The sequence below is a fragment of the Flavobacterium piscisymbiosum genome, from assembly GCF_020905295.1.
In the GTDB taxonomy this organism is placed as follows: domain Bacteria; phylum Bacteroidota; class Bacteroidia; order Flavobacteriales; family Flavobacteriaceae; genus Flavobacterium; species Flavobacterium piscisymbiosum.
This window is the reverse complement of sequence record NZ_JAJJMM010000001.1, coordinates 1,596,661-1,621,293: the sequence shown is the minus strand read 5'-3', so window position 1 is coordinate 1,621,293 and position 24,633 is coordinate 1,596,661. Positions and strand designations below refer to the sequence as shown.

The 24,633-nt window shown below is 34.9% G+C and carries 16 protein-coding genes; 11 read left to right on the top strand and 5 right to left on the bottom strand.

Annotated elements, in window-relative coordinates; genetic code table 11:
• Positions 1-171: 171 nt before the first annotated feature.
• Positions 172-555, bottom strand: coding sequence for a large conductance mechanosensitive channel protein MscL (gene mscL / locus LNP81_RS07270; RefSeq protein WP_230034610.1), 384 nt, complete (start codon positions 553-555; stop codon positions 172-174).
• A gap of 66 nt (positions 556-621) precedes the next feature.
• Positions 622-3,093: a bifunctional UDP-N-acetylmuramoyl-tripeptide:D-alanyl-D-alanine ligase/alanine racemase gene (locus LNP81_RS07265; protein WP_230034609.1), complete on the bottom strand. Its 2,472-nt coding sequence runs from the start codon at positions 3,091-3,093 to the stop codon at positions 622-624.
• Positions 3,094-3,373: 280 nt separating this feature from the next.
• Between LNP81_RS07265 and LNP81_RS07260 the strand changes: the two genes are divergently transcribed.
• Positions 3,374-3,979, top strand: a complete 606-nt coding sequence (locus LNP81_RS07260; protein WP_230034608.1) for a hypothetical protein — start codon at positions 3,374-3,376, stop codon at positions 3,977-3,979.
• Here the strand turns inward: LNP81_RS07260 and LNP81_RS07255 are convergent.
• The gene (locus tag LNP81_RS07255; protein WP_346432735.1) at positions 3,974-4,711 is read right to left on the bottom strand and encodes a porin family protein; all 738 of its coding nucleotides are present in this window, start codon (positions 4,709-4,711) and stop codon (positions 3,974-3,976) included. The two genes, LNP81_RS07260 and LNP81_RS07255, sit on opposite strands and share 6 nt — an antisense overlap.
• A gap of 191 nt (positions 4,712-4,902) precedes the next feature.
• Here LNP81_RS07255 and LNP81_RS07250 point away from each other — a divergent pair, with 191 nt between their 5' ends.
• From LNP81_RS07250 to LNP81_RS07235, 4 genes are all read left to right on the top strand, one after another.
• Positions 4,903-5,256 (top strand): hypothetical protein, encoded by a 354-nt coding sequence (locus tag LNP81_RS07250; protein ID WP_230034606.1) that lies wholly within the window; start codon positions 4,903-4,905, stop codon positions 5,254-5,256.
• A gap of 161 nt (positions 5,257-5,417) precedes the next feature.
• Positions 5,418-7,625 (top strand): TonB-dependent receptor, encoded by a 2,208-nt coding sequence (locus LNP81_RS07245; protein ID WP_230034604.1) that lies wholly within the window; start codon positions 5,418-5,420, stop codon positions 7,623-7,625.
• 408 nt (positions 7,626-8,033) lie between these two features.
• Positions 8,034-10,142 (top strand): prolyl oligopeptidase family serine peptidase, encoded by a 2,109-nt coding sequence (locus tag LNP81_RS07240; protein ID WP_230034602.1) that lies wholly within the window; start codon positions 8,034-8,036, stop codon positions 10,140-10,142.
• 314 nt (positions 10,143-10,456) lie between these two features.
• On the top strand, positions 10,457-11,449 hold the full coding sequence (locus LNP81_RS07235; protein ID WP_230034601.1) for a Gfo/Idh/MocA family protein: 993 nt from the start codon (positions 10,457-10,459) through the stop codon (positions 11,447-11,449).
• A 225-nt stretch (positions 11,450-11,674) separates the two neighbouring features.
• Here LNP81_RS07235 and LNP81_RS07230 read toward each other — a convergent pair whose 3' ends face one another.
• Together LNP81_RS07230 and dnaE are read right to left on the bottom strand one after the other, a co-directional pair.
• Positions 11,675-12,613: an outer membrane beta-barrel protein gene (locus LNP81_RS07230; RefSeq protein ID WP_230034599.1), complete on the bottom strand. Its 939-nt coding sequence runs from the start codon at positions 12,611-12,613 to the stop codon at positions 11,675-11,677.
• A 179-nt stretch (positions 12,614-12,792) separates the two neighbouring features.
• Positions 12,793-17,328, bottom strand: a complete 4,536-nt coding sequence (gene dnaE, locus LNP81_RS07225) for a DNA polymerase III subunit alpha (protein ID WP_230034597.1) — start codon at positions 17,326-17,328, stop codon at positions 12,793-12,795.
• Between the two features lie 326 nt (positions 17,329-17,654).
• On the opposite strand from dnaE, the gene LNP81_RS07220 reads away from it, so the two are divergent.
• From LNP81_RS07220 to LNP81_RS07195, 6 genes are all read left to right on the top strand, one after another.
• On the top strand, positions 17,655-18,458 hold the full coding sequence (locus LNP81_RS07220; protein ID WP_230034595.1) for an SDR family oxidoreductase: 804 nt from the start codon (positions 17,655-17,657) through the stop codon (positions 18,456-18,458).
• 72 nt (positions 18,459-18,530) lie between these two features.
• Complete coding sequence (locus LNP81_RS07215) at positions 18,531-19,451, top strand: helix-turn-helix domain-containing protein (RefSeq protein ID WP_230034593.1); 921 nt, start codon at positions 18,531-18,533, stop codon at positions 19,449-19,451.
• 521 nt (positions 19,452-19,972) lie between these two features.
• A complete protein-coding gene (leuC, locus tag LNP81_RS07210) occupies positions 19,973-21,367 on the top strand; it encodes a 3-isopropylmalate dehydratase large subunit (protein WP_230034590.1) in 1,395 nt (464 codons plus the stop codon).
• Between the two features lie 161 nt (positions 21,368-21,528).
• Positions 21,529-22,125, top strand: coding sequence for a 3-isopropylmalate dehydratase small subunit (gene leuD, locus LNP81_RS07205; RefSeq protein ID WP_230034588.1), 597 nt, complete (start codon positions 21,529-21,531; stop codon positions 22,123-22,125).
• 132 nt (positions 22,126-22,257) lie between these two features.
• Positions 22,258-23,046, top strand: a complete 789-nt coding sequence (locus tag LNP81_RS07200) for a methyltransferase domain-containing protein (protein WP_230034586.1) — start codon at positions 22,258-22,260, stop codon at positions 23,044-23,046.
• Between the two features lie 42 nt (positions 23,047-23,088).
• Entirely contained in the window at positions 23,089-24,609 is a 1,521-nt protein-coding gene (locus LNP81_RS07195; protein ID WP_230034584.1) for an alpha-isopropylmalate synthase regulatory domain-containing protein, read from the top strand.
• The last annotated feature ends 24 nt before the right edge of the window (positions 24,610-24,633 follow it).

Below are 24,633 nucleotides of genomic sequence, written 5' to 3'. Positions count from 1 at the left end.
TTATATCTTTAGTATGAATTAATCTAATTTACTATGCAAAAGTATACAATATAAAAGTCAAAACAAGGTGCTTCACAAAAAATAACAAAATGTTATAAAACAAACAAAAACAAAAAAAACCGCCTCAATCAAGAAGCGGTTAAGTTAGACTTAGTGTAGCGGTATAGTATATTATTGTTTATTTTTTAATAAATCTCTAATCTGAATAAGCAATTCTTCCTGAGTTGGTCCTGCTGGTGCAGCCGGTGCTGGAACTTCTTTCTTTTTTGCATGGTTTATTCCTTTTATAATTAAGAATAAAACAAAAGCAACAATTAGAAAGTTAATTACTGCCGAAAGAAATAAACCGTATTTTACACCTCCAAAAGCCGTTAGCTCTTCTATAGTAGATAAATGCGCTGCATCTAATGCCGGTTTTAGTATTAATGGCGTAATTACATTTTCAATTAATGAGCTCACAATTTTACCAAAAGCAGCTCCAATTATAACACCGACAGCCAAATCGACTACGTTGCCTTTCATTGCAAATTCCTTAAATTCTGAAAACATCCCCATAATTGTTCTTTTAGTTATAAATTAATTCATATCGAAAATACGGAATTTTCTGCAAAGTTTCAAAATCTATCTAAAAAATACTCTTTTTACGCGTTGCGAGATGCTTGTCATAATTTCATACGGAATGGTTTTTAGTGCTGCAGCCATCTCTATAACTGTTGGGCTTTCGCCGAAAATAACAACCGAATCGCCTTCTTTACAATCAATATGACTTACATCTACCATGAGCATATCCATACAAACGCTGCCTACAATAGAGGCTTTTTGATTTTTAATAACCACATAACCCACCTGATTTCCCCATAAACGAGAAATTCCATCAGCATAACCTATTGGTATTGTCGCAATTTTAGTTTCTTTCTCAGCCATAAAACGACGTCCGTAACCTACGCTGTCTCCGGAAGGAATGGTACGAACCTGAGAAATAATCGATTTTAATGTACCTACGTTTTCCAGATATTTTTGTTCTGCCGGATCGTTTGAAACTCCGTACAAACCAATTCCTAAACGTACCATATTGTATTGCGCATCAGGGAAATTGCTAATTCCGGATGTGTTTAGAATATGGCGAATAGGATTTATATTTAATTCTGAAATTAATCTCGACGACAGTTTTTCGAATAAATTAATCTGAGAAATCACAAAATCATAATGCTGCAATTCATCGCTTGTGGCTAAATGCGACAAAACACTTTTTACTTTTACGGTCGAATTGCCTTTTAAAGTCTGAATCAATTCGTCGAGCGTATTTTCTTCAAAACCCAAACGATGCATTCCTGTATCTAATTTGATATGAATCGGGAAGTCTTTTAAATTCTTTTCTCTGGCAATTTTCAGGAAAGCTTTCAAGCCTTTTACACTATAAATTTCAGGCTCAAGATTGTACTGAATAATCGAAGGAAAACTGGTCGATTCAGGATTCAATACCATGATAGGCAGTTTTATTCCGCCATTTTTAAGTGAGATTCCTTCATCGGCGAAAGCCACACCTAAGTAATCTACTTTATGATGTTCGAGTAATTTGGCAATTTCCAAGCCTCCGTTACCATAGCCAAACGCTTTTACCATTACCATCAACTTTACGTTATTGGCTAATTTTGATTTGTAATAATTCAGGTTATAACCAATAGAGTTCAGATTGATTTCAAGAACTGTTTCATGCGTTTTCTCTTCGAGCAGCGACACAATTTCTTCGAACTGAAATGATCTGGCACCTTTTACTAAAATAGTTTCATTTTCGAAATTCAAACTTTCGATCTGACCAATAAATTCAGCAGTATTTTGAAAAGTAACAACATTAGAAAATTTAGACTTAAAAGCCGAAATTGTGGTTCCAATTCCTATTACTCTATTAATTTTATTATCTGCAACTAATTGTCCTACTTTCGAATATAATTCTTCGTTAGAAAATCCGCTCTGAACAATATCAGACAGAATAATCGTTTTTGAAGCGTTCTTTTTCTTTTGACTTTCTAAAAAATCCAAAGCAATTGTAAGCGATTCAAAATCTGAACTGTAACTATCATCAATTATGCTGCAATTATTGATTCCGTTTTTAACTTCCAGACGCATATGCACGGGATACAAACGCTCAAATCTATTTTGAATCGTCTCTGAATCGTATTTTAAATACAATAAAACTACCAAACAGGAAATGGCATTTTCTATAGAAGCTGTATCACTAAAAGGAATTTCTAAACTAAAAACTTCCTCTTTATATTGGTATTTAATATGTGTTGAATCGCTTTTATTTTCTTTTTTCAGAATAAAAACATCTGCAGAAGCATCTGTAAAACTCCAGGAAAAAAGAGTTCTTGGATGCATCATATATTCGGCTACAAACTGCGACAAACAAGAATCTACAATTTCGTTTTTTTGATAAATTATTAACGGACAGTCTTTGAATAAAATTAATTTTTCGTCAATCTTTTGCACTAAATTCAAAAACCCCTCGTCGTGTGCACTTCCTATATTCGTAAGTACGCCAATTGTGGGTTTGATCATTTTCTCCAGATTTACCATTTCGTTCACCGTAGAAATTCCGGCTTCGAAAATCCCTAAATTATGTTTTTCATTAATCGCCAATACAGACAAGGGAACTCCTACCTGAGAATTATAACTTTTAGGGCTTCTGATAATATTAAAATCAGGGCTTAACAAGAAATTAAGCCATTCTTTTACTATTGTTTTACCGTTACTTCCGGTTAGTCCGATAATGGGAAAATCGAAAATATTACGATAATAACCCGCTAACTGTTGTAGCGCTTTCAAGCTGTTTTTAACAACTATAAAATTGGCTTTTCCGGCACAATTTTCTGGAATATACTGCACTACAAAGTTTTGAACACCCTGCGCAATCAACTCCTCAATATACAAATGAGCATCATTATTAACACCTGATAAGGCAATAAACAAAGTTTCAGATCCGTTTTGTAAAGAACGGCTATCGATTGAAATATGATTAATAAAAACATCAGTTTCTGAGCCAATCCATTCGGCATCAAGAACCGGGATAAGGCTTTTTAAGTTTATGCTCATTGAAAATTCTTTTTGTCAAATTTAAAAAAAGGTTTGCCATGAATTGCACAAATTTCCACTAATTCTTTGTGGTTTTTTTTCACGCAGATTTTGCTGATTTAAACAGATACGCGAAGATTTGTTCTTATCAAAAATCAGCTTAGATCTGCAAAATCTGCGTGAAACAGATACGTATGAGATTTAAAAATTGACCCCAAATTAAAATTCGTGCTAATTTGTGCAATTCGTGGCAAAAAAACATTATTTGTTTATATTTGCTAACACCACTAAATACAACGTTTTGAAAAGAATCCTTCCTTTATTTTCGTATATATTACATCCGATTTTTATCTCGATGTATGCCACCTTATTTTACCTTTTTTGCAAAAATGAAGCTTTTACCAATCAGGAAAAATATTATGTTTTATTCCAGATTCTGATCATTACTATTTTAGTACCTATATTGTTTTTCTTATTGCTTCGTTCAACAGGACATGTAAAATCAGTGATGGTTCATGAAACTTCACAGCGTAAGATTCCGCTTGTATTGCAGTGCTTTTTATATATTTTACTGGTAAAAAGAAGCATTGTTATTGCGCGTTACCCGGAGCTGCATTTCTTTTTTCTGGGAGCTTTGTTTAGTACAATTTTGGCTTTGGTTTTTTCTATGTTTAAAATAAAAGCGAGCTTGCACATGATGGCCATTAGCGGATTTACCATTTTTGCTATCGGATTAAATATGCATCTTCAAATGCAAAATCCATATTGGGCTGCATTTTTGATTTTAATGACGGGCGTTGTAGCCTCTTCTCGTTTAGAAATGGAAGCGCATTCGCCAAATGAATTATTGATTGGAACATTTATAGGAATCGTTCCGCAGTTGTTGTTTTTGTATTTGTGGTTATAAAATATAGAAAATCAAACCAATATTCATGGCTTTCATTCCGATACTTTCGCCTGTAGAAACAGTTTTTACCGATTTATCAAACAAACTATTTAGTCCGTAATAACAATACACATTCCAGGTATTATAACCTGCCGAAAGATAAACTCCGTATTGAAACTCATTGACATCTTTATTGTTAGAGATTTTAAAAGTATCCTCTCCGTCTTTCAAAATCGATTTACTAGAGAAGACATAACTCATTTTTAATCCGCTGTAAATTCTCCAAAACTTGTAACTTTCATAAGTTGAGCTTCTCCATCTAAACTCAATTGGCACGTCAACTGAATACTGTTTGTATCTATTCGACACAAATTCGCCATAGCCATTTACACCATAAATTTGCGCTCCATCCTGAGATTTTGAAATGGTCAGGTTTTGATAAAAATTCTGATAACTCAAACCTAAACCTGCTGCAATTGCAATAGTTCTTGTTTTATTGATGGGCATATCACGCAAAAAACCCGCAGAAAGTCCTGCTGAAAATTTATCCTGTTTTAAACCGGACGGCGCCTGAACCAAAAGATTATAAGTAACCGAAAAATAAAACTGATCTTCACGATATAAAGAATCGATTTTTACGATAGGCTTTATCTCCGGCTTCTCATCTTGCGCAAAAGAATTGAAAAACGATACTAAAAACAAACAACTAAAAAGTAATCGCATATCGTATTTTGGTTTTAAAGAGTTTTTCAAGTAAACGTTTTTTAGAGTAGATTTATTTTACTTACAAATATAATATAATGCTAGTTCAGGATGCAATTAGATCGCAATTATTCTCTTTTTCATGAAGAATAAAATCATTCGTTGCACTTTTTTCATCAAATCAAGAACAGAATTCAAAAAATAAATCGATTTTACTTTGATCTTTTATACCTTTGTCACGAATGAAAAGAAAGCAACTCATATTAAGTGTTTCTTTGGCTCTGACAGTATTGTTCTCAATATTGTTTCAGTCGATACACAGTTATGAGCATATTGTAAAGCAACTTTCAGAAAAACAGTGTCATCATAACTATAATGACCCAAATGGCGAAATAACGCATCAGCATCACGATTACGATGTTTGTTTTGTTTGTCATTTTGTTTTTGGAAGTTATATTGTACCAGAACAATTTGCTTTTGAATTTCATACTTTCAATTATGAAATCCCTTATTTTTTCTCTCTTTCAGAAAAAATATTTTCAATTTCAGAAAACCCGTATCAATTACGCGGTCCGCCCTCAGCTCTAGTTTCTTAGTTTCGAAATCATCGAAATAAAATCAAACTCTTTTTTAAATCTAATTCAAAAAAATTAGTCGATTTCCCCATTCTGAAATGTTCAGGGTCGGCAAATTTTACTATTCTTTTTAGTTTTTGTTTTAAAGGACAAATTCCAATTAACTATAGCATCATTTTCAAATGAAAAAAATAATATTAGCCCTTATTTTAGGGTTTTCGGGCATTCTTTCTGCTCAAAATTCGGTTTCAGGAACGGTAACCAATCTTGAAAACCAGCCATTGGCCAACGTTTCTGTATATGCGCCGGAATTGCACAAAGGAACCACGACGGATCAAAACGGGAAATATGAATTTAAGAATCTTCCAAACGGAAGTTTCCGACTTACTTTTACTTTTGTTGGATTCACCACTCAAAGTAAATCAATTTCTAAGTTATTAAAAGAAAACACTATCGACATAACGCTTACCGAATCTGTTTTTGAAATGGATGAAGTAGTGGTTTCTACACCTTTCAACAAATTGCAATCGCAAAACGTAATGAAAGTAGAGCATGAAAGCATCAAAACTTTGCAGCAAAAAGGAACTTCAACTTTAATAGAAGGTTTGGCAACAATTCCGGGAGTTTCGCAAATTTCTACGGGAACTTCTATCGGGAAACCGGTAATTCGCGGATTGAGCGGAAACCGTGTTTTGGTTTATTCCCAAGGTGTTCGTATCGAAAATCAGCAATTTGGAGACGAACATGGTTTAGGTTTAAACGATGCCGGAATCGAAAGTGTTGAAGTCATTAAAGGACCTGCTTCTTTATTATATGGTTCTGATGCACTTGGTGGAGTTTTATATTTTAATCCTGAAAAATTTGCCGATGCGAATACTTTCAAAGCCAATTTTAGTCAAAAATATTTCACGAATACACAAGGAAGCAATTCTTCTATTGGATTAAAAACATCTACTGATAACTGGAAATTTCTTATTCGCGGAAGTTTCAACACGCACTCTGATTACAAAATTGCCGATGGCGATCGCGTAACCAACACTCGTTACAACGAAACCGATTTTAAAACGGGAATTGGCTACAGTAACTCTAGTTTTTCAAGCGTTTTAAGATATAACTACAATAAACTTGATCTTGGAATGCCGGATAATGGAATTGGAGAACAATCTACAAGTAAAAATACAGAGTTCCCAAGACAAGGAATTTTCAATCATTTATTGAGTTTAAACAACGTTATCTTTTTTGAGAATTCGAAATTAGATGTTGATTTAGGCTATATCGCCAATGACCGAAGCGAATTTGAAGACAGCAACGAAGCTTCTCTTCACATGAAACTGAATACTTTTAACTATAATGCCAAGTATCATTTTCCTAAATTAGGTAAAATTGAAACGATTTTAGGAGTTCAGGGAATGCATCAAACAAATAAAAATTCAGGCGAAGAATACCTGATTCCTGATGCTACTACGAATGACTTTGGTGTTTTTGGAACTGCAAATTACGAATGGGACAATAGTGTTTTACAAGCCGGATTACGTTTTGACAACCGAAATATTACTTCAATAGCGCATGGAACTGAAGGTGAAGAAGGTTACTTTCTGCCTCTTGACCGATCTTTTGATAGCTTTAATGCTTCTTTGGGATATAAAACAAAACTGGCAGAACCATTGACACTTCGATTGAATGTAGCAACTGGATTTAGAGCTCCAAATTTAGCTGAGCTAACTTCAAACGGGGTTCACGAAGGAACAAACCGATACGAAATTGGAAATGCTGCTTTAAAAACAGAACAAAACGTTCAGACTGATTTGAATTTAGAGTACAAAAACACGCATTTTGAATTCTTCATCAACGGATTTTACAATCATGTAAACAATTATATCTTCACTTCGCCAACGGGAGAAGTTCGCGATGACAATGATGTTTTTGCTTATGTTCAGGACAATGCTAAATTATATGGTGGTGAAGTTGGTTTACACTTTCATCCTCATCCATTGGATTGGTTGCATTTTGAAACGAGTTTTGAAACCGTAACAGGTAAAAAAGCAAACAATGATTATTTGCCTTTGATTCCTGCTAACAACTGGAACAATACTTTAAGAACCGAATTTAAAATCAATAACTGGTTTGAAGAAGGTTATGCTTCATTAAACGTTTCATCAACTTTTGCCCAGAAAAATGTGAGTGGTTTTGAAACCGCTTCAGACGGATATACATTGGTAAATCTTGGTTTTGGAGGGACAGTAAAATTAGGCAAACACGCATTTGATGTGAACCTGAACGGAAACAACTTATTCGATAAAAAATATATTGCTCACCTTTCAAGATTAAAAACAGACGGGATTCCTAATATTGGAAGAAACATTGTATTGGGGGTAAACTTCAACTTATAATTTTTTTAATTAAACCATGTAAGTAGGATATCTGTTTATTTTGTTTTTGGTTAAACTTGTATTTCTTACGTGGTTTATTTAATTAAGCTTTGCGTTATTTAAAATTTTAACGCAAAGCTTTTATATATGCTTGATCTTTTAAAAATACAAAGTCCGCAAAGCTTTGTATTGATTTCTCATTTTAACCTAAAAACAGATTAATTTTTACAGCAAAGAACGCAAGGTTTCTTATACATGCTTGATCTTGTAAAAACGCAAAGTTCGCAAAGCCAATATGTTGATTTCAGCCTTTGCGAACTTTGTATTTTTTTAAAGCATTATTAAATAAAATCTTTGCGGACTTTGCGGTTAAATAAGTATTGATCTAACAAAAAACGCTATTTTTGTGACAACTGTTAAACTTAAACTATGAAAAAAACATTTCTTATAATGGCAATTACAACTGCAGGAATTTCATTTGGGCAGAATAAAATTCAATATCCCGAAAGCAAAAAAGGCGAAACAGTTGACGTCTATTTTGATACAAAAGTAAGCGATCCTTATCGTTGGCTTGAAGATGATAAATCAGCTGAAACCGGTGCCTGGGTAAAGGCTCAAAATGAGGTTACTTACGGGTACTTGGATAAAATTCCGTTTCGTGAAGAACTTAAAAAACGAATGGAAAAACTTTGGAATTATGAGAAAATCAGCGCTCCGTTTGTAGAAGGGAAATTTACTTATTATTCTAAAAACAACGGACTTCAGAATCAGTCGGTTATTTACAGAAAAGGAAAAGATGGAAAAGAAGAAGTTTTCTTAGATCCAAATACTTTCTCTAAAGACGGAACTACATCTCTTGGTGGTTTAAATTTTTCTAAAGATGGAAATAAAGCTGCTTACGCTATTTCAGAAGGTGGAAGTGACTGGAGAAAAGTAATCATTATTGATGCTTTGTCTAAAAAAGCTATCGAAGATACTCTGGTAGATGTAAAATTTAGTGGTGTTGCATGGCACGGAAACGAAGGGTTTTATTACTCTAGCTACGACAAACCAAAAGGAAGTGAATTATCTGCAAAAACAGATCAGCATAAATTGTATTACCACAAGCTTGGAACTTCTCAAAAAGAAGACAAAGTTATTTTTGGTGCCGATCAAAAAAGAAGATACATAGGTGGTTATGTTACCGAAGATGATAAATATTTGGTAATCTCTGCTGCTAATTCTACTTACGGAAACGAATTATATATCAAAGATTTAACCAAAGCAAATAGTCCGATTGTAACGATTGTAGATAATTTTAACAGCAGCAATCAGATTATCGAGAATGAAGGAACTAAATTGTTTATCGAAACTGACTTAAATGCGCCAAATACACGTGTTGTTACTGTTGATATAAGCAATCCAAAACCTGAAAACTGGAAAGATTTTATCAAAGAAACTCAAAACATCTTATCACCTTCAACCGGTGGTGGATTTTTCTTCGCTAATTACACAAAAGATGCTGTTTCATTTGTACAACAATATGATTACAGTGGTAAACTTATTCGCGAAATCAAACTTCCTGCTGTAGGAACTGCAGGTGGATTTGGAGGTAAAAAAGACGAAAAAACGTTGTATTACAGCTTTACAAATTACACAACTCCGGGAACAATTTATTCATTAGAACCAAAATCTGGTAAATCTGCAATATACCAAAAACCTGTAGTTGATTTTAAAAGTGATGATTACGAATCTAAACAAGTATTCTACACTTCAAAAGACGGAACAAAAATTCCGATGATTATTACTTATAAAAAAGGAACAAAATTAGACGGTAAAAACCCAACAATTCTTTACGGTTACGGTGGATTCAATATTAGTCTAACACCAAGTTTCAGTATTGCAAATGCCGTTTGGTTAGAAAACGGAGGAGTTTATGCTGTTGCCAACTTAAGAGGTGGTGGAGAATATGGTAAAAAATGGCACGATGCCGGAACTAAATTGCAAAAGCAAAATGTATTTGATGATTTTATTGCTGCAGGCGAATATTTAATCGCTCAAAAATATACTTCATCGGCTTTCTTAGCAATTCGCGGAGGTTCTAACGGAGGTTTATTAGTTGGAGCAACAATGACTCAACGCCCTGATTTAATGAAAGTAGCGTTGCCGGCAGTTGGTGTAATGGATATGTTACGTTACCATACTTTTACCGCTGGTGCAGGTTGGGCTTACGATTACGGAACATCTCAGGACAACAAAGAAATGTTCGAATACCTAAAAGGATATTCTCCTGTACAAAATGTAAAAGCAGGAGTTAAATATCCTGCAACAATGGTTACCACTGGAGATCATGATGACCGTGTAGTTCCTGCACATAGTTTTAAATTCGCTGCTGAATTACAGGAAAAACAAACAGGACCTAATCCGGTTTTAATTCGTATTGATGTAAAAGCGGGTCACGGAGCAGGAAAATCTGTTGCTGCAACGATTCAGGAAAATGTAGACATTCAGGCGTTTACGCTTTACAATATGGGATTTAAGGCTTTACCTAAAAAGTAAAACTTTAATCTATTTTTTTATAGCCACGAATTCACGAATTATTTTTGTGAGTTTGTGGCTTTATTTTTTTTGAAGAATTTTTTGCCAAGGACTACTTTTGATTTTACCTCAAAGCACGCAAGGTTTTTATGCAAAAATATCTTCAGAAAATACAAAGTTCGCAAAGCTTTGTATCGAACCAGCTTTGCGGTAAAATAAAATCCATTTACATCTGCTTAAATCTTTTTAAATCTGCGTGAAAAAATAATTCAGGAAAATTAGTGCAATTCATGGCAAACCTTTTTTAAATTTGAATGAACTAAAAAACCAGAAAAATGAAAATTGTAAAATGGGGAATTATAGGTTGTGGTAATGTAACCGAAGTTAAAAGTGGTCCGGCATTTCAAAAATCGCCTAACTCGGCTTTAGTTGCAGTTATGCGAAGAGACGCTGCTCTTGCAGAAGATTACGCCAAACGCCATAATGTTCCCAAATGGTATTCGAACGCTGTGGATTTAATTAATGATCCTGAAGTCGATGCTGTTTATATTGCTACTCCTCCATCCTCTCATAAAGAATATACTATTTTGTGTGCCAAAGCCGGAAAACCGGTTTATGTAGAGAAACCAATGGCTTTGACATTTGAAGAATGCAACGAAATGATCAGCGTTTGTAAAGAACATAACGTTCCTTTATTTGTGGCATATTACAGAAGAAGTTTACCTCGCTTTTTAAAGATAAAAGAATTAATTGATAAAAATAAAATAGGAACTGTAAGACACGTGAATTGCGTTTTATACCATCCGTTTGAAGAAAGATACGATGACGAAATCAATTTGCCGTGGACAGTTTTACCACACATTTCCGGCGGAGGAATCTTTGTTGATTTGGCTTGTCATACTTTAGATTTTCTTGATTTTGTTTTGGGACCAATTCAATCTGTTCGCGGACATGCAAGTTCTCAGCTTAAAGCATATCCGGCAGAAGATTCGGTTTCGATGTCTTTTTTATTTGAAAATGGAATTCACGGAACTGGTTTATGGAACTTCGCCAGTTTTGAACGTTACGACAATACTGATATTGTAGGTGATAAAGGTAAAATCTCATTCTCTACTTTTGGAAATGATCCAATACATATTCAATATACAAATGGCGAAAAAGAAAGTTTTACGATCGAAAACCCACTTCATATTCAGCAGCCGCTTGTTGAAACTGTAGTAGCTGAAATTTTGGGTAATGAAGGTATTAATCCATCAAGAGGAACTTCGGCGGCAAGAACAACCTGGGTAATTGATGAAGTATTGAAGGAGTTTAGGAGTTTGAAATAGCTTTATTTCATTGGTCTGAGTGATGTTGAAAGCATTTTATTCCCACATAGTATTGTCATCCTGAACGAAGGATCACATATGGAACTCGACCAGGATTGTCGATTCTTTTTGCGGAGTTTCTAGTGTGTCCTTCGACTTCGCTCAGGATGACAAGATTGTGAAAAAAAAAGAGGATATTCTAAATGAATATCCTCTTTTTATAAGTATAAAAAATTTCTTCAGAAATTATAAACTGTATTTAAGACCGAAAGTAAGCCCTAAACCTGAAATACCAACGAAAGAACTGATATCATCAGTAGCTCTAGTATTGTCAAAACCAGCTGCATTAGTTACTTTGCTATTTGATGAAGTATCAATTTTGCTAACATAATTAGTATGAATCGCAGAATAAGAAGCATCAGGACGGAAAGTAGTTGGAGTATTTAATTTATCTACTCCGTTTTCGGTAAACACAGTAGTTTCTTTTGTATCTCCGTGAACAGTAAAGTTTCTATATTCAATTTCAGCATATACAGAAATCTTTTTACCTAATTTATAAGAACTTCCTATTGCGGCTGTAAAACCAATAGTTGGATTCGGTTTTACAACGTCTTCAGAATATGTTTTCGCTATAACCCCTGCTGCAGTCGAATATTCACGATTGGTTTCAATAGTTAAATCTCCATGTATAGGAACAATAACACCTACTTTTGTATAAGGTTCAAAACCTTTAGACTCTCCTAAAAACAACACTAATGTTGGTGATAAATCCCAAGCTCTAATTTTACCTACAGCATCACCAGATACAAAAATATTTGTAGTTGGAGGAACTAAACGATTTGTTGTTTCAACCATCAATTTATCAGCGCTAGAATAATAGTTAATTCCCATTTCAACTCCTAAACGTGTTGAAAAACGGTAACCTGCAGTTAATCCAGAACGGAAACCTTCTCCAAAAGACCCATGATTTGTTTTTCTGGAAACCAAAGTAGTCCCGTCAGGTCCATAAACATCTGTATTAGGTAATTGACCGTTCACAATTGGAAACTCTGTTGCAGCAGTTTGAATAAAATAAGATCCACCTAATTTAAAATACCAACTTTCTGGCTTATCTGCTTTTTCTGTTTGCGCCATTGTGGCCATAGAGCAAACTAATAATCCTAGTAAAAATAGGTTCTTTTTCATAATTCTGTTTTTTAATTATTTTTTACAAACTTAGATTATTTTAACATATTCTTACAGTTTGCAATGTTAGACTTGGAACGAAATCGTTGTAATTTTACACAATATTACTAAAAAAGTATTATGCATGCATATTTTTAACTTAAAAAAAATGCATTCTTTTAAATTTTAACTGTTAAAATTTAGTTTAGCTTAAAATTTACCTGCATTTTCTCTAATTCTATCAATAACTCAGTACAAATCTTAACTTTTACTCTACGACTAGGCATGGCAAGCTTGGTTACAACCTTGATTTCCTCGACCTCATTTACTTCCTGAATCTTGGTTTCCTCAAGAGATGCTTCTGCGTCATTCTCGTCTACAAAAACGGCATCATCTGTTTCTTCAAAATCCGTAGGAGTTTCTACTTCGACCAAACGTTTTATCTTTTCAAGCTCCATAATCTCAAAAGCCACAGCATTATCTCCTTTATTGGCGCTAAATAATTGACTTAAATTATAAATAAATTCAGCCTGCAAATCTTTTATATTCAATAACAAAATCAGTTTTTTAGCAAAAGCTTCCAGGATATCCTGCAATTGTCTAATCTCAACAAATTGCATTCTCGGATCAGATTTTTTACCTGTATCATGATTTACCCAACCGTCTTTTATTAATATTTTAATGAAAGCAAAATTATTCTGAATCAGGAAATGGCGGAATTTTAAGTATTCTTCGCCAAAAATCTTAAACTCATAACTCTCATCATATCCTTCCAGATTAAATACCGCCCAGCCTTTTCCATTTTTTGCCACACGATGCTGCACGTTATTAATGATTCCTGCAAAATTTAGATTTTTACCCACATATTCATTCATGCTTTTCAGCGATTCTAATCGGGAATTACAGAAGTATTTCATCTCGAATCTAAAATCATCAAGGGGATGTCCTGAAATATAAATTCCAACAACCTCTTTCTCTTTGGCCAATTTTTCCATCGTGCTCCAGTCTTCACATGGCGGCACAACAGGTTCATCAATTTGCACCTCACTTGTTTCTCCAAACAAACTCACTTGCGATGAATTTTCGTTTTCCTGAAACTTAGAGCCGTAACGAATTGCTTTTTCATAAAACGTAATTCCATCACCATCATCATGAAAATATTGAGCTCTTGTCGTTCCTTCAAACGAATCAAAACCACCTGCTAAAGCGAGGTTTTCGATTGCTTTTTTATTAGCTGCGCGCAAATCGATACGTTTCGCCAAATCAAAAATCGATTTGTATTTACCGTCTTTTCTACTTTCTACAATGGTTCCCACAGCTCCGGAACCCACACCTTTAATAGCGCCCATTCCAAAACGTACTGCATATTCATCGTTTACCGTGAATTTATAGAACGACTCATTTACATCTGGTCCTAAAACCTGCAAGCCCATTCGTTTGCATTCTTCCATAAAAAATGATACTTGCTTGATATCATTCATATTATTCGAAAGAACCGCTGCCATATATTCTGCCGGATAATGCGCTTTTAAATACGCCGTTTGATACGCAATCCAGGCATAACAAGTCGAGTGCGACTTGTTGAAGGCATAACTCGCAAATGCTTCCCAGTCTTTCCAGATTTTCTCCAAAACTTTTGCATCATGACCTTTTTTAGCCGCTTGCTCTACGAACTTAGGCTTCATTTTATCCAGTACGTCTTTTTGTTTCTTACCCATCGCCTTACGCAAAACGTCGGCCTCACCTTTTGTAAAGTCAGCCAGCGATTGCGACAAAAGCATTACCTGCTCCTGGTAAACCGTAATTCCGTAAGTTTCTCCTAAATATTCCTCACAGGCATCTAAATCGTATTTGATTTCCTCTTCGCCATTTTTTCTTCTTACGAAAGAAGGGATATATTCTAAAGGCCCCGGACGATACAAGGCATTCATGGCAATTAAATCTCCAAAAACCGTTGGCTTTAGATCCTTCATGTATTTCTGCATTCCAGGCGACTCGTATTGGAAGATTCCAACTGTTTCTCCTCTCTGGAAAAGTGCATACGTCTCCACATCATCAATTGGGAATGTATCGGGATCAAGATCAATTCCGTTTCTATATTTTACCAGTTTAACGGTATCTTTTATTAAGGTAAGGGTCTTCAGACCCAGGAAGTCCATCTTCAACAATCCTGCACTTTCTGCAACCGAGTTATCAAACTGTGTTACATATAAATCAGAATCTTTTGCTGTAGTTACAGGAACGAAATTCGTAATATCCGATGGCGTAATGATTACCCCACAGGCGTGAATTCCGGTATTTCGCATCGATCCTTCAAGGATTTTTGCCTGTTGAATTGTTTCTCCCGCCAAATCATCTTCATTGGCAATGGCGATCAATTCTTTTACATTATCAAATTCATCAGAACGGAGAGCTTTTTTAACTTCATCTTCGCTTTCAGAAATAAAACGCGCCAGATTCCATTTTGACGGCATCATTGCCGGAATCAGTTTTGCAATTCTATCGGCTTCAAACAATGGCAAATCCAGTACACGAGCCGTATCACGAATCGCAGATTTGGTTGCCATTTTACCATACGTAATAATTTGCGCCACCTGATTTTGACCGTATTTATTAATTACATAATCCATAACACGACCACGACCCTCATCATCAAAATCGATATCAATATCGGGCATGGATACACGATCCGGATTTAGGAAACGCTCAAAAAGCAAATCGTACTTAATAGGGTCAATATTGGTAATTCCTAAACAATACGCCACAGCAGAACCCGCAGCAGATCCACGACCGGGACCAACCGAAACGTCCATTTTTCGTGCTTCGGCGATAAAATCCTGAACGATCAAAAAGTAACCCGGATATCCGGAATTCGAAATCGTTAATAACTCAAAATCCAAACGTTCCTGAATCGATTCGGTAATCTCACCATATCGTCTTTGTGCCCCAACCATTGTAAGGTGTCGCAGGTATTTATTTTCACCACGAACACCACCATCAGCTTCGTCTTCGACAACTACAAACTCTTCGGGAATATCAAATTTAGGAAGCAATACATCGCGATAAAGCGAATAAATCTCAACCTTATCGACAATTTCCTGTATATTAATAATCGAATCAGGTAAATCAGCAAAGAGTTTTTTCATCTCTTCCTGCGACTTATAATAGTATTCCTGATTTGGTAATCCGTAACGATATCCGCGACCACGACCAATTGGTGTGGCTTGTTTTTCACCATCTTTTACACACAATAAAATATCGTGTGCATTGGCATCTTCTTTATTTAAATAATAGGTATTATTTGTCGCAATTAATTTGACATTGTGCTTTTGCGAAAATTCAATCAGGGTTTTATTTACACGATTTTCATCTTCCTGATTGTGGCGCATAATTTCCAGATAAAAATCATCGCCAAATTGTTCTTTCCACCAAATCAAGGCTTCTTCGGCTTGGTTTTCACCAATGTTCAGAATTTTACTCGGAATTTCTCCGTATAAATTTCCGGACAAAACCATAATATCTTCCTTATATTGTTCGATAATTTTTCGATCAATCCTCGGGACATAATAAAATCCATTTGTAAACGCAATCGATGACATTTTTGCCAGATTATGATAACCATTTTTATTTTTGGCTAACAATACAATCTGATTTCCGTTGTCTTTTTTGCTTTTATCAAGGTGATTGTCGCAAACATTAAATTCACAACCTACGATTGGTTTTATCTCTGTTTCTGTTGGTTCTTCACCAGCTTCAACCAAAGCTTTATTTTTTCCGGATGCTGCTTTATTGTGGTTCATAACGGCGCTCACAAAGTGAAAAGCTCCCATCATGTTTCCTGTATCGGTCATCGCAACGGCCGGCATTCCGTTTTTGGCTGTAGCCGCAACGATATTTCCAATACCTATTGTCGATTGTAAAACCGAAAATTGGGTATGATTGTGTAAATGCGCATATTTTGCTTCTTTAAAATCTTCTCTGTCAGAATGCAAAACCGTAGGTTCTTTTCCAACCGATTCTAAAGCTTTTAGCTGCTCTCTAATTTTATCAGAAGCTGCTTTTAAATTGATGTGTTTTAATCCAATTAAAGGAAATTCCTGTGGATTTTTATCCTGAAATTCTTTAAAATAATCCTTTTCAACATCCAGTTCTTCTTTGGTAAAAACTTCTCTTCTTATTAATTCCAAGAAACAACGCGTAGTTGCCTCAACGTCGGCAGTTGCGTTGTGCGCTTCCGCGAAAGGTTTATTAAAAAGATATTCGTGTAATTCTGTTAAGGTTGGTAATTTAAACCTTCCTCCACGACCTCCGGGAAGTTTTAATAATGAAGCCGTAACCTCGGTACACGTATCTAAAACCGGCATTGAACTCATAGGTGAATCTACGCCCATTCTATGAAATTCAGCTCCCATAATATTAACGTCGAAACCTAAATTCTGACCAACAATAAATTTGGTTTTGCTTAATGCGATGTTGAATTTCTCCAAAACTTCGGCCAAGGCGATTCCATCGGCTTCAGCCAATTCAGTCGAAATTCCGTGAATACGTTCTGCATCGTACGGAATATTAAATCCGTCAGGTTTTACAAGGTAATCCTGATGCTCGACAAGCTTTCCCATTTCGTCATGCAGCTGCCAGGCAATCTGAATACAGCGAGGCCAGTTATCAGAATCGGTAATTGGGGCATCCCAACGTTTTGGTAATCCGGTTGTTTCGGTATCGAATATTAAATACATAAGTTTAAATAGCAAAAATTAAAGCTCCAAATTCCAATTTAACCAATATAAATCTCTGATTACATGGATTATAAAAAATTGCTTTATAGAAATGGAGGAAGTTCAAATTTACGCTTTTTTTTCGCTTAAGGAAATAAAGAATTAAACAAAAAGCATTAATCAAAATCATTATTAGAAAGTGTTAAAAACCCATAAAAATGATAAAATTTCGATTATTTAAACCCAAAAACTTCGATTATTCATTTTGGATACTCATTGCACCAAAATGAACACTTTTAAACGCTGCTCTCACCTGAACTTTGCTTCATCAAATTAAAACAATTATTATGAAAACAATTTTTATCACAGGCGCTTCTTCAGGATTAGGAAAAGCAACAGCAAAATTATTCCACAATCAAGGATGGAATGTAATCGCAACAATGAGAAACCCTGAAAAGGAAACAGAACTTTCTGGTTTAAAAAACGTAACGTTATTGCCTTTGAACGTTACTAATTATGATCAAATACAAAGCACGGTTCAAAAAGCGCTGGAATTAAGCGACATTGATATCGTTTTTAACAATGCGGGTTATGGATTAATTGGTCCTTTGGAAAGTTTTAACGACGACCAAATCACAAAACAGCTTAATACCAATTTGTTGGGCGTAATTCGTGTTACCAATGCTTTTATTCCTTATTTCAGAGAAAGAAGAAGCGGCTTATTTATCTCAACAACTTCTATCGGCGGATTGATTTCTTTTCCTTTAGGATCTGTATATCATGCAACAAAATGGGGATTGGAAGGCTGGAGCGAAAGTATGGCTTATGAATTAAATCCGTTTGGTGTACATATTAAAACGGTTTCTCCGGGCGGTATTAAAACAGAATTTCTACACGGTTCACTTGATTCAGGAACTAAACCTGAATATGAAGCAATGACAAACGCCTTGTTTGCAAGTGTTGATACTATGTTTGAAATGGCATCGACTGCAGAACAAATTGCCGATGTTGTATTTGAAGCTGCTACGGATGGAAAAACCAAACTAAGATATGTAGCCGGAGAAGATGCCAAAGCACTTTACCAACAAAGACTGGAACAAGGCGACGAAGTTTTTCGCACCGCTTTTGGCAAACAATTTCTGGGAGCCTAATTTAGGATGAATACCGTTCAGATTTTGATAATCTGTACGGTATTCGTTTTTGATTTTTTATACCTTTATATCATGGAAAAGAAAAATAATAATCCGTCAAAACTTTCTTCTATATCTCAGTTTCATACTTTATTTAATCTGCCAAAACCGCTGCATCCTATGATTAGTCTGGTGGACAATACCAAACTGGTCATCAATGCCGGATTGACAAATAATGCTTTTCTTCTTGATTTTTATAAAATATCTTATAAATATTCGACCAACGGAAAAATGGGTTATGGTCAGGGCTATTATGATTTTAATGAAGGCGGATTAATGTTTACCTCTCCCAATCAATTGATTTTTACCGATAATGAAGAAGGAGCCGAATATTTTGGGTTTACGCTGTTTTTTCATCCTGATTTTATTAGAAATTATCCTTTAGGAAAAACGATCAAAAAATATGGCTTTTTCTCCTACGATACCAATGAAGCATTGCATCTTTCTGACAGTGAAAAAACAACCATTATTGGATTGTTAAACAGCATTGATAATGAACTTCATACCGCAATTGACGAAATGAGTCAGGATGTTATAGTTTCTTATCTTGATGTGTTGCTTAATTACAGTAATCGTTTTTATAAACGCCAATTTATTACACGAAAAACCATTAGCAGTGATTTATTACTTAAAGTAGAAGAAACGCTGGATAATTATATCAATAATGCCGAAACACTGAAAAGAGGTTTGCCTACAGTAGATTTTCTGGCTTCGCAAATAAATGTTTCAAGCCACTATCTGAGTGATATGCTTCGAAATTTAACGGGACAAAATGCGCAACAGCACATTCACTCCAAACTAATCGAAAAATCAAAAGATTTTCTGATTACTACCAATCTTTCGGTTGCAGAAATAGCGTATCAATTGGGTTTTGAATACCCTCAATCGTTTAGTAAACTCTTTAAAAAGAAAACCAGCCTTACACCTTTAGCTTTTAAAAACTCACTGAATTAATCTTCAAAATTATTCTAAAAACATTCTTATCAAAATTCAGTTTTTAGCTTAAAAAAACATAAAATTTCATAAAAATACATCTCTTGGATGTCGTAGTATTTTGGTAGATTTTAGAAGATAAAAAAACTTCAAAAAATGGCATTTAAAGCCATTAGAACACGCAAAAACAAAGATTCAAAAACAAACCAAACCTAACAATTATTACTATTTTAATTCATTTTGTTACATTTTTTTCAATTAAAACCTATATTCTGTAATGATTTTGAGATAAATTTGCCAACTATTAAAATTTAAGCAATCAAATCAAAATTAACCTAAAAAGGAAAAGCAAAACCAATTTATATTCATTCTACAATCAAATCCAATAACAAAAAACCGAATACCAATTTGTATTTCAGTTTGGGTATCGTATATAATGAAATATTGAAATTGACGGCCTTATATCTTTTTCTAATTTTGTTTTCCTATTATAATGAGCAGGAAATTGCTGTGGTTAGAAATTACAATTAAAAAAAATAAAAATGAGTAAGACATTATTTGACAAAGTATGGGATTCACATGTAGTGCGTAAAATTGAAGATGGACCAGATGTGTTTTTTATTGATCGTCATTTCATTCATGAAGTTACGAGTCCTGTTGCTTTTTTAGGATTAAAAGCCAGAGGCGTTAAGGTTTTATACCCGGAACGTACTTTTGCAACTGCAGATCACAATACACCAACCATAAACCAACATTTACCAGTTGAAGATGCACTATCTGCCAATCAGCTTAAAGCTCTTGAAGATAACGCTGCCGAATACGGAATTTCGCACTGGGGATTAGGTCACATTAAAAATGGAATTGTACACGTAGTTGGTCCTGAAAACGGAATTACTTTGCCAGGTGCTACTATTGTTTGTGGAGATTCTCACACGTCTACTCACGGTGCTTTTGGAGCGATTGCTTTTGGTATCGGAACTTCTGAGGTAGAGATGGTGCTTTCTACACAATGTATTATGCAGCCAAAACCAAAGAAAATGCGTATCAACGTAAACGGTCAGTTAAGCAAAGGTGTTGGTCCAAAAGACGTTGCACTTTATATTATTGCTCAGTTAACTACTTCTGGAGGAACTGGATATTTTGTTGAATACGCCGGAGATGTTTTCGAAAATATGACTATGGAAGGCCGTATGACGGTTTGTAACCTAAGTATCGAAATGGGTGCTCGTGGCGGAATGATCGCTCCTGACCAAAAAACTTTTGATTTCCTTGAAGGAAGATTATATGCTCCTAAAGGTGAAGCGTGGACAAAAGCTGTTGAATACTGGAAAACTCTAAAAACGGATGCTGATGCTGTTTTTGATGCTGAATTAAATATCAACGCTTCAGATATTGAACCAATGATTACTTATGGTACTAACCCTGGAATGGGAATTGGTATCTCTAAACATATTCCGAACGCCAACCAAGTTGAAGGCGGTGAGGAAACGTATAAAAAATCGCTTGCTTACATGGGCTTCCAGGAAGACGATGTGATGATTGGAAAACCAATTGATTACGTTTTCTTAGGAAGTTGTACAAACGGTCGTATCGAAGATTTTAGGGCTTTCGCCGAAATTGTAAAAGGAAGAAAAAAAGCTGATAATGTTACGGCTTGGTTAGTTCCGGGTTCTCACGTTGTTGAAGCTCAGATTAAAGAAGAAGGTATTTTGGATATTTTGACAGAAGCTGGTTTTGTATTACGTCAGCCTGGATGTTCAGCATGTTTAGCAATGAACGATGATAAAGTTCCAGCCGGAAAATATGCCGTAAGTACATCAAACAGAAACTTTGAAGGTCGTCAGGGTCCTGGCTCAAGAACATTATTAGCAAGCCCGATTATGGCTGCCGCTGCTGCTGTTACAGGAAAACTAACAGACCCAAGAGAATTATTTTAGATTGAAGAGTTTAGATTTTAGATTTTCACTTTGTGTAAACTTTCATCTAAATATTTTCAAACAAAAATTGATTTACATTATTTAATACAAAACATTTTAGCGTTTAGAATTTATCCCAGTGAGAAAATCTAAAATCTAAAATCCAAAAATCTAAAATTAAAATGGCATACGATAAATTTAATATACTTACCAGCAGTGCAGTGCCGCTGCCAATTGAGAACGTAGATACAGATCAAATTATTCCGGCTCGTTTCCTGAAAGCTACAAAACGTGAAGGTTTTGGAGACAATCTTTTTAGAGACTGGAGATATAATGGAGACGATTCTCCAAAAGCTGATTTCGTTTTAAACAATTCAACTTATAGCGGAAAAATCCTTGTTGGAGGAAAAAACTTCGGTTCAGGATCTTCAAGAGAACACGCTGCGTGGGCAGTTTACGATTATGGTTTTAGAGCTGTAGTTTCTAGTTTCTTTGCAGATATCTTCAAAGGAAACTGTTTAAATATTGGTGTTCTTCCAGTTCAGGTTAGCCCTGAATTTGCTGATACCATTTTTAAAGCAATTGAAGCTGATCCTAATACACAATTAGAAATCAACCTGCCAAACCAAACCATTACTTTATTGGCAACAGGTCAATCAGAATCTTTTGCGATTAACGGATACAAAAAGAACAATATGATTAATGGCTTTGATGACATTGATTATCTACAAAATATTAAAGAAGATATTGTGGCTTTCGCCGATAAACTTCCTTACTAAAAAGAAATCTCATTCAGTCTATTAGGCCCGACAGGTTTCAAAGCTTGTCGGGTCTTTCTAAATGAAATCGATCGAAAGAATATTTCAGAAATTAATCCTACAAAAAATAAGTTTTAAATAATCCTATTGTAAATGAAAGGCAATAAACATATTGAAAGAGACGAAAATGCAACGAAAATATTCAACGATAGAAGTTTAGCCAAAAATTATAGAAATCTGACTCAGATTTTACAACCCGGAATAACCGTTTTAGATATTGGCTGCGGAACAGGTTCAATTTCAAGAGACATTGCAAATAATATTGGCCCAAACGGAAAAGTTATTGCCATTGACAATACAGAAAACTTTATAAAAAGCGGTCAGGAATCTTATGAATCAGTTGCTAATTTAGAATTAATTGCTGTTGATTTATTTGATTACAACCCGGATATAAAATTCGACTTAATTATTTCCGCCAGAACATTGCAATGGTTAAGCAACCCAAAAGAAGCTTTAATAAAAATGAAATCATTATTGAAGCCAAACGGTCAAATATCAATTCTGGATTATGATCACACCAATTTAATCTGGAATCCGTTGCCACCGGAAAGCATGCAGGAGTTTTATAAAACTTTTTTGAAATGGCGGGCAGATGCCGGAATGAACAATAAAATAGGAGAAGATTTACCTCTGTTATTAAAAGAAGCAGGTTTTCATTCTATCGAAAAAATAAATTCAGATGAAGTTTACCTTCAGGAAGATGCTGATTTTAAATCGAAAGTTGGGATTTGGTCCAAAGTTGCCGGATCCAGACAAATGGTCGAGGAAGGTTATTTAGAAGACGAATTACGATTGAAGGCAATTGAAGAATACAATGACTGGATAGAAAATTCAGCCCTTTCGATGACAATGAAGCTAAACGAAGTAAGAGGAAAAATATAACAATAACTATAATTCACTTTTAAAGAAATATAGAAAATCAATATGGAAAAAAGAAAAATTGAAATAATGGATACGACGCTTCGCGATGGTGAACAAACCTCGGGAGTATCATTTTCTGCTGCAGAAAAACTAACCATTGCACAATTGTTGTTGGAGGAATTAAATATTGATAGAATCGAAATTGCTTCGGCTCGTGTCAGCGAAGGAGAATTTCAAGCCGTAAAAGGCATCACATCCTGGGCAACCGAAAAAGGATATACGAATCGTATTGAAGTACTTTCGTTTGTCGACGGAGGCGTTTCGATCGAATGGCTGAAAAAAGCTGGTGCCAAAGTGCAGAATTTATTGACCAAAGGTTCAATGAATCACCTGACACATCAATTAAAAAAAACACCTGAACAGCACTTTTCAGAAATTGCCGAGATAATCGCTTTAGCAAAAGAAAATAATATTGACACAAACGTTTATCTGGAAGACTGGAGCAACGGAATGAGAAATTCACCGGAATACGTTTTTCAATTTCTGGACTTTTTATCTACTCAACCCGTTAAAAGAATTTTACTTCCTGATACTTTAGGCGTATTAATTCCGTCTTTGACTTTTGAATTTATCTCGAAAATCAGAGCAAAATATCCAAACATTCATTTTGATTTTCACGCGCATAACGATTACGATTTAAGTATTGCGAACGTTATGGAAGCTGTAAAAGCCGGCATAAACGGGCTTCACGTTACCGTAAACGGAATGGGAGAACGAGCAGGAAATGCGCCGCTGGAAAGCACAGTTGCCGTAATAAATGATTATTTACCGGAAGTTAGCATCAATATCAAAGAAACTTCTCTTTATACGGTAAGCAAACTGGTAGAAACCTTTACAGGATATAGAATTCCTGCCAACAAGCCAATTGTTGGTGACAATGTTTTTACACAAACTGCTGGAATCCATGCTGACGGTGATAATAAAAACAATTTATATTTTAATGATTTACTTCCGGAACGTTTCGGGAGAAAAAGAAAATACGCCTTAGGAAAAACTTCGGGTAAAGCCAATATCGAAAAAAATCTTCAGGAATTAGGTTTAAAATTAAATCAGGAAGATTTGAAATTGGTTACCCAAAGAATTATCGAATTGGGCGATAAAAAAGAAACCGTTACCAAAGAAGATTTACCATACATTATTTCTGATGTTTTGGACAGTCACACTTATCAGGATAAAATTACCATTGAATCTTACGTATTAATGCATTCAAAAGGAATGCGTCCGTCAACAACTTTACTTTTAAAAATTGATGACGAAATCATCGAAGAAAGCGCTCAGGGAGACGGTCAGTTTGATGCTTTTATGAATGCTTTATCTAAAATTTACAAAAGCAAAAAACTAACGCTTCCAAAATTGATTGATTACGCAGTAAGAATCCCACCAGGAAGTAGTTCTGACGCTTTGTGCGAAACGATCATCACCTGGACAAACAACGGAAAAGAATTTAAAACCAGAGGATTAGATTCAGATCAAACCGTTGCAGCGATTATTGCAACTCAAAAGATGTTGAATGTGATTCCGTAAGGTTCTAAGTTGCTAAGGTTCTAA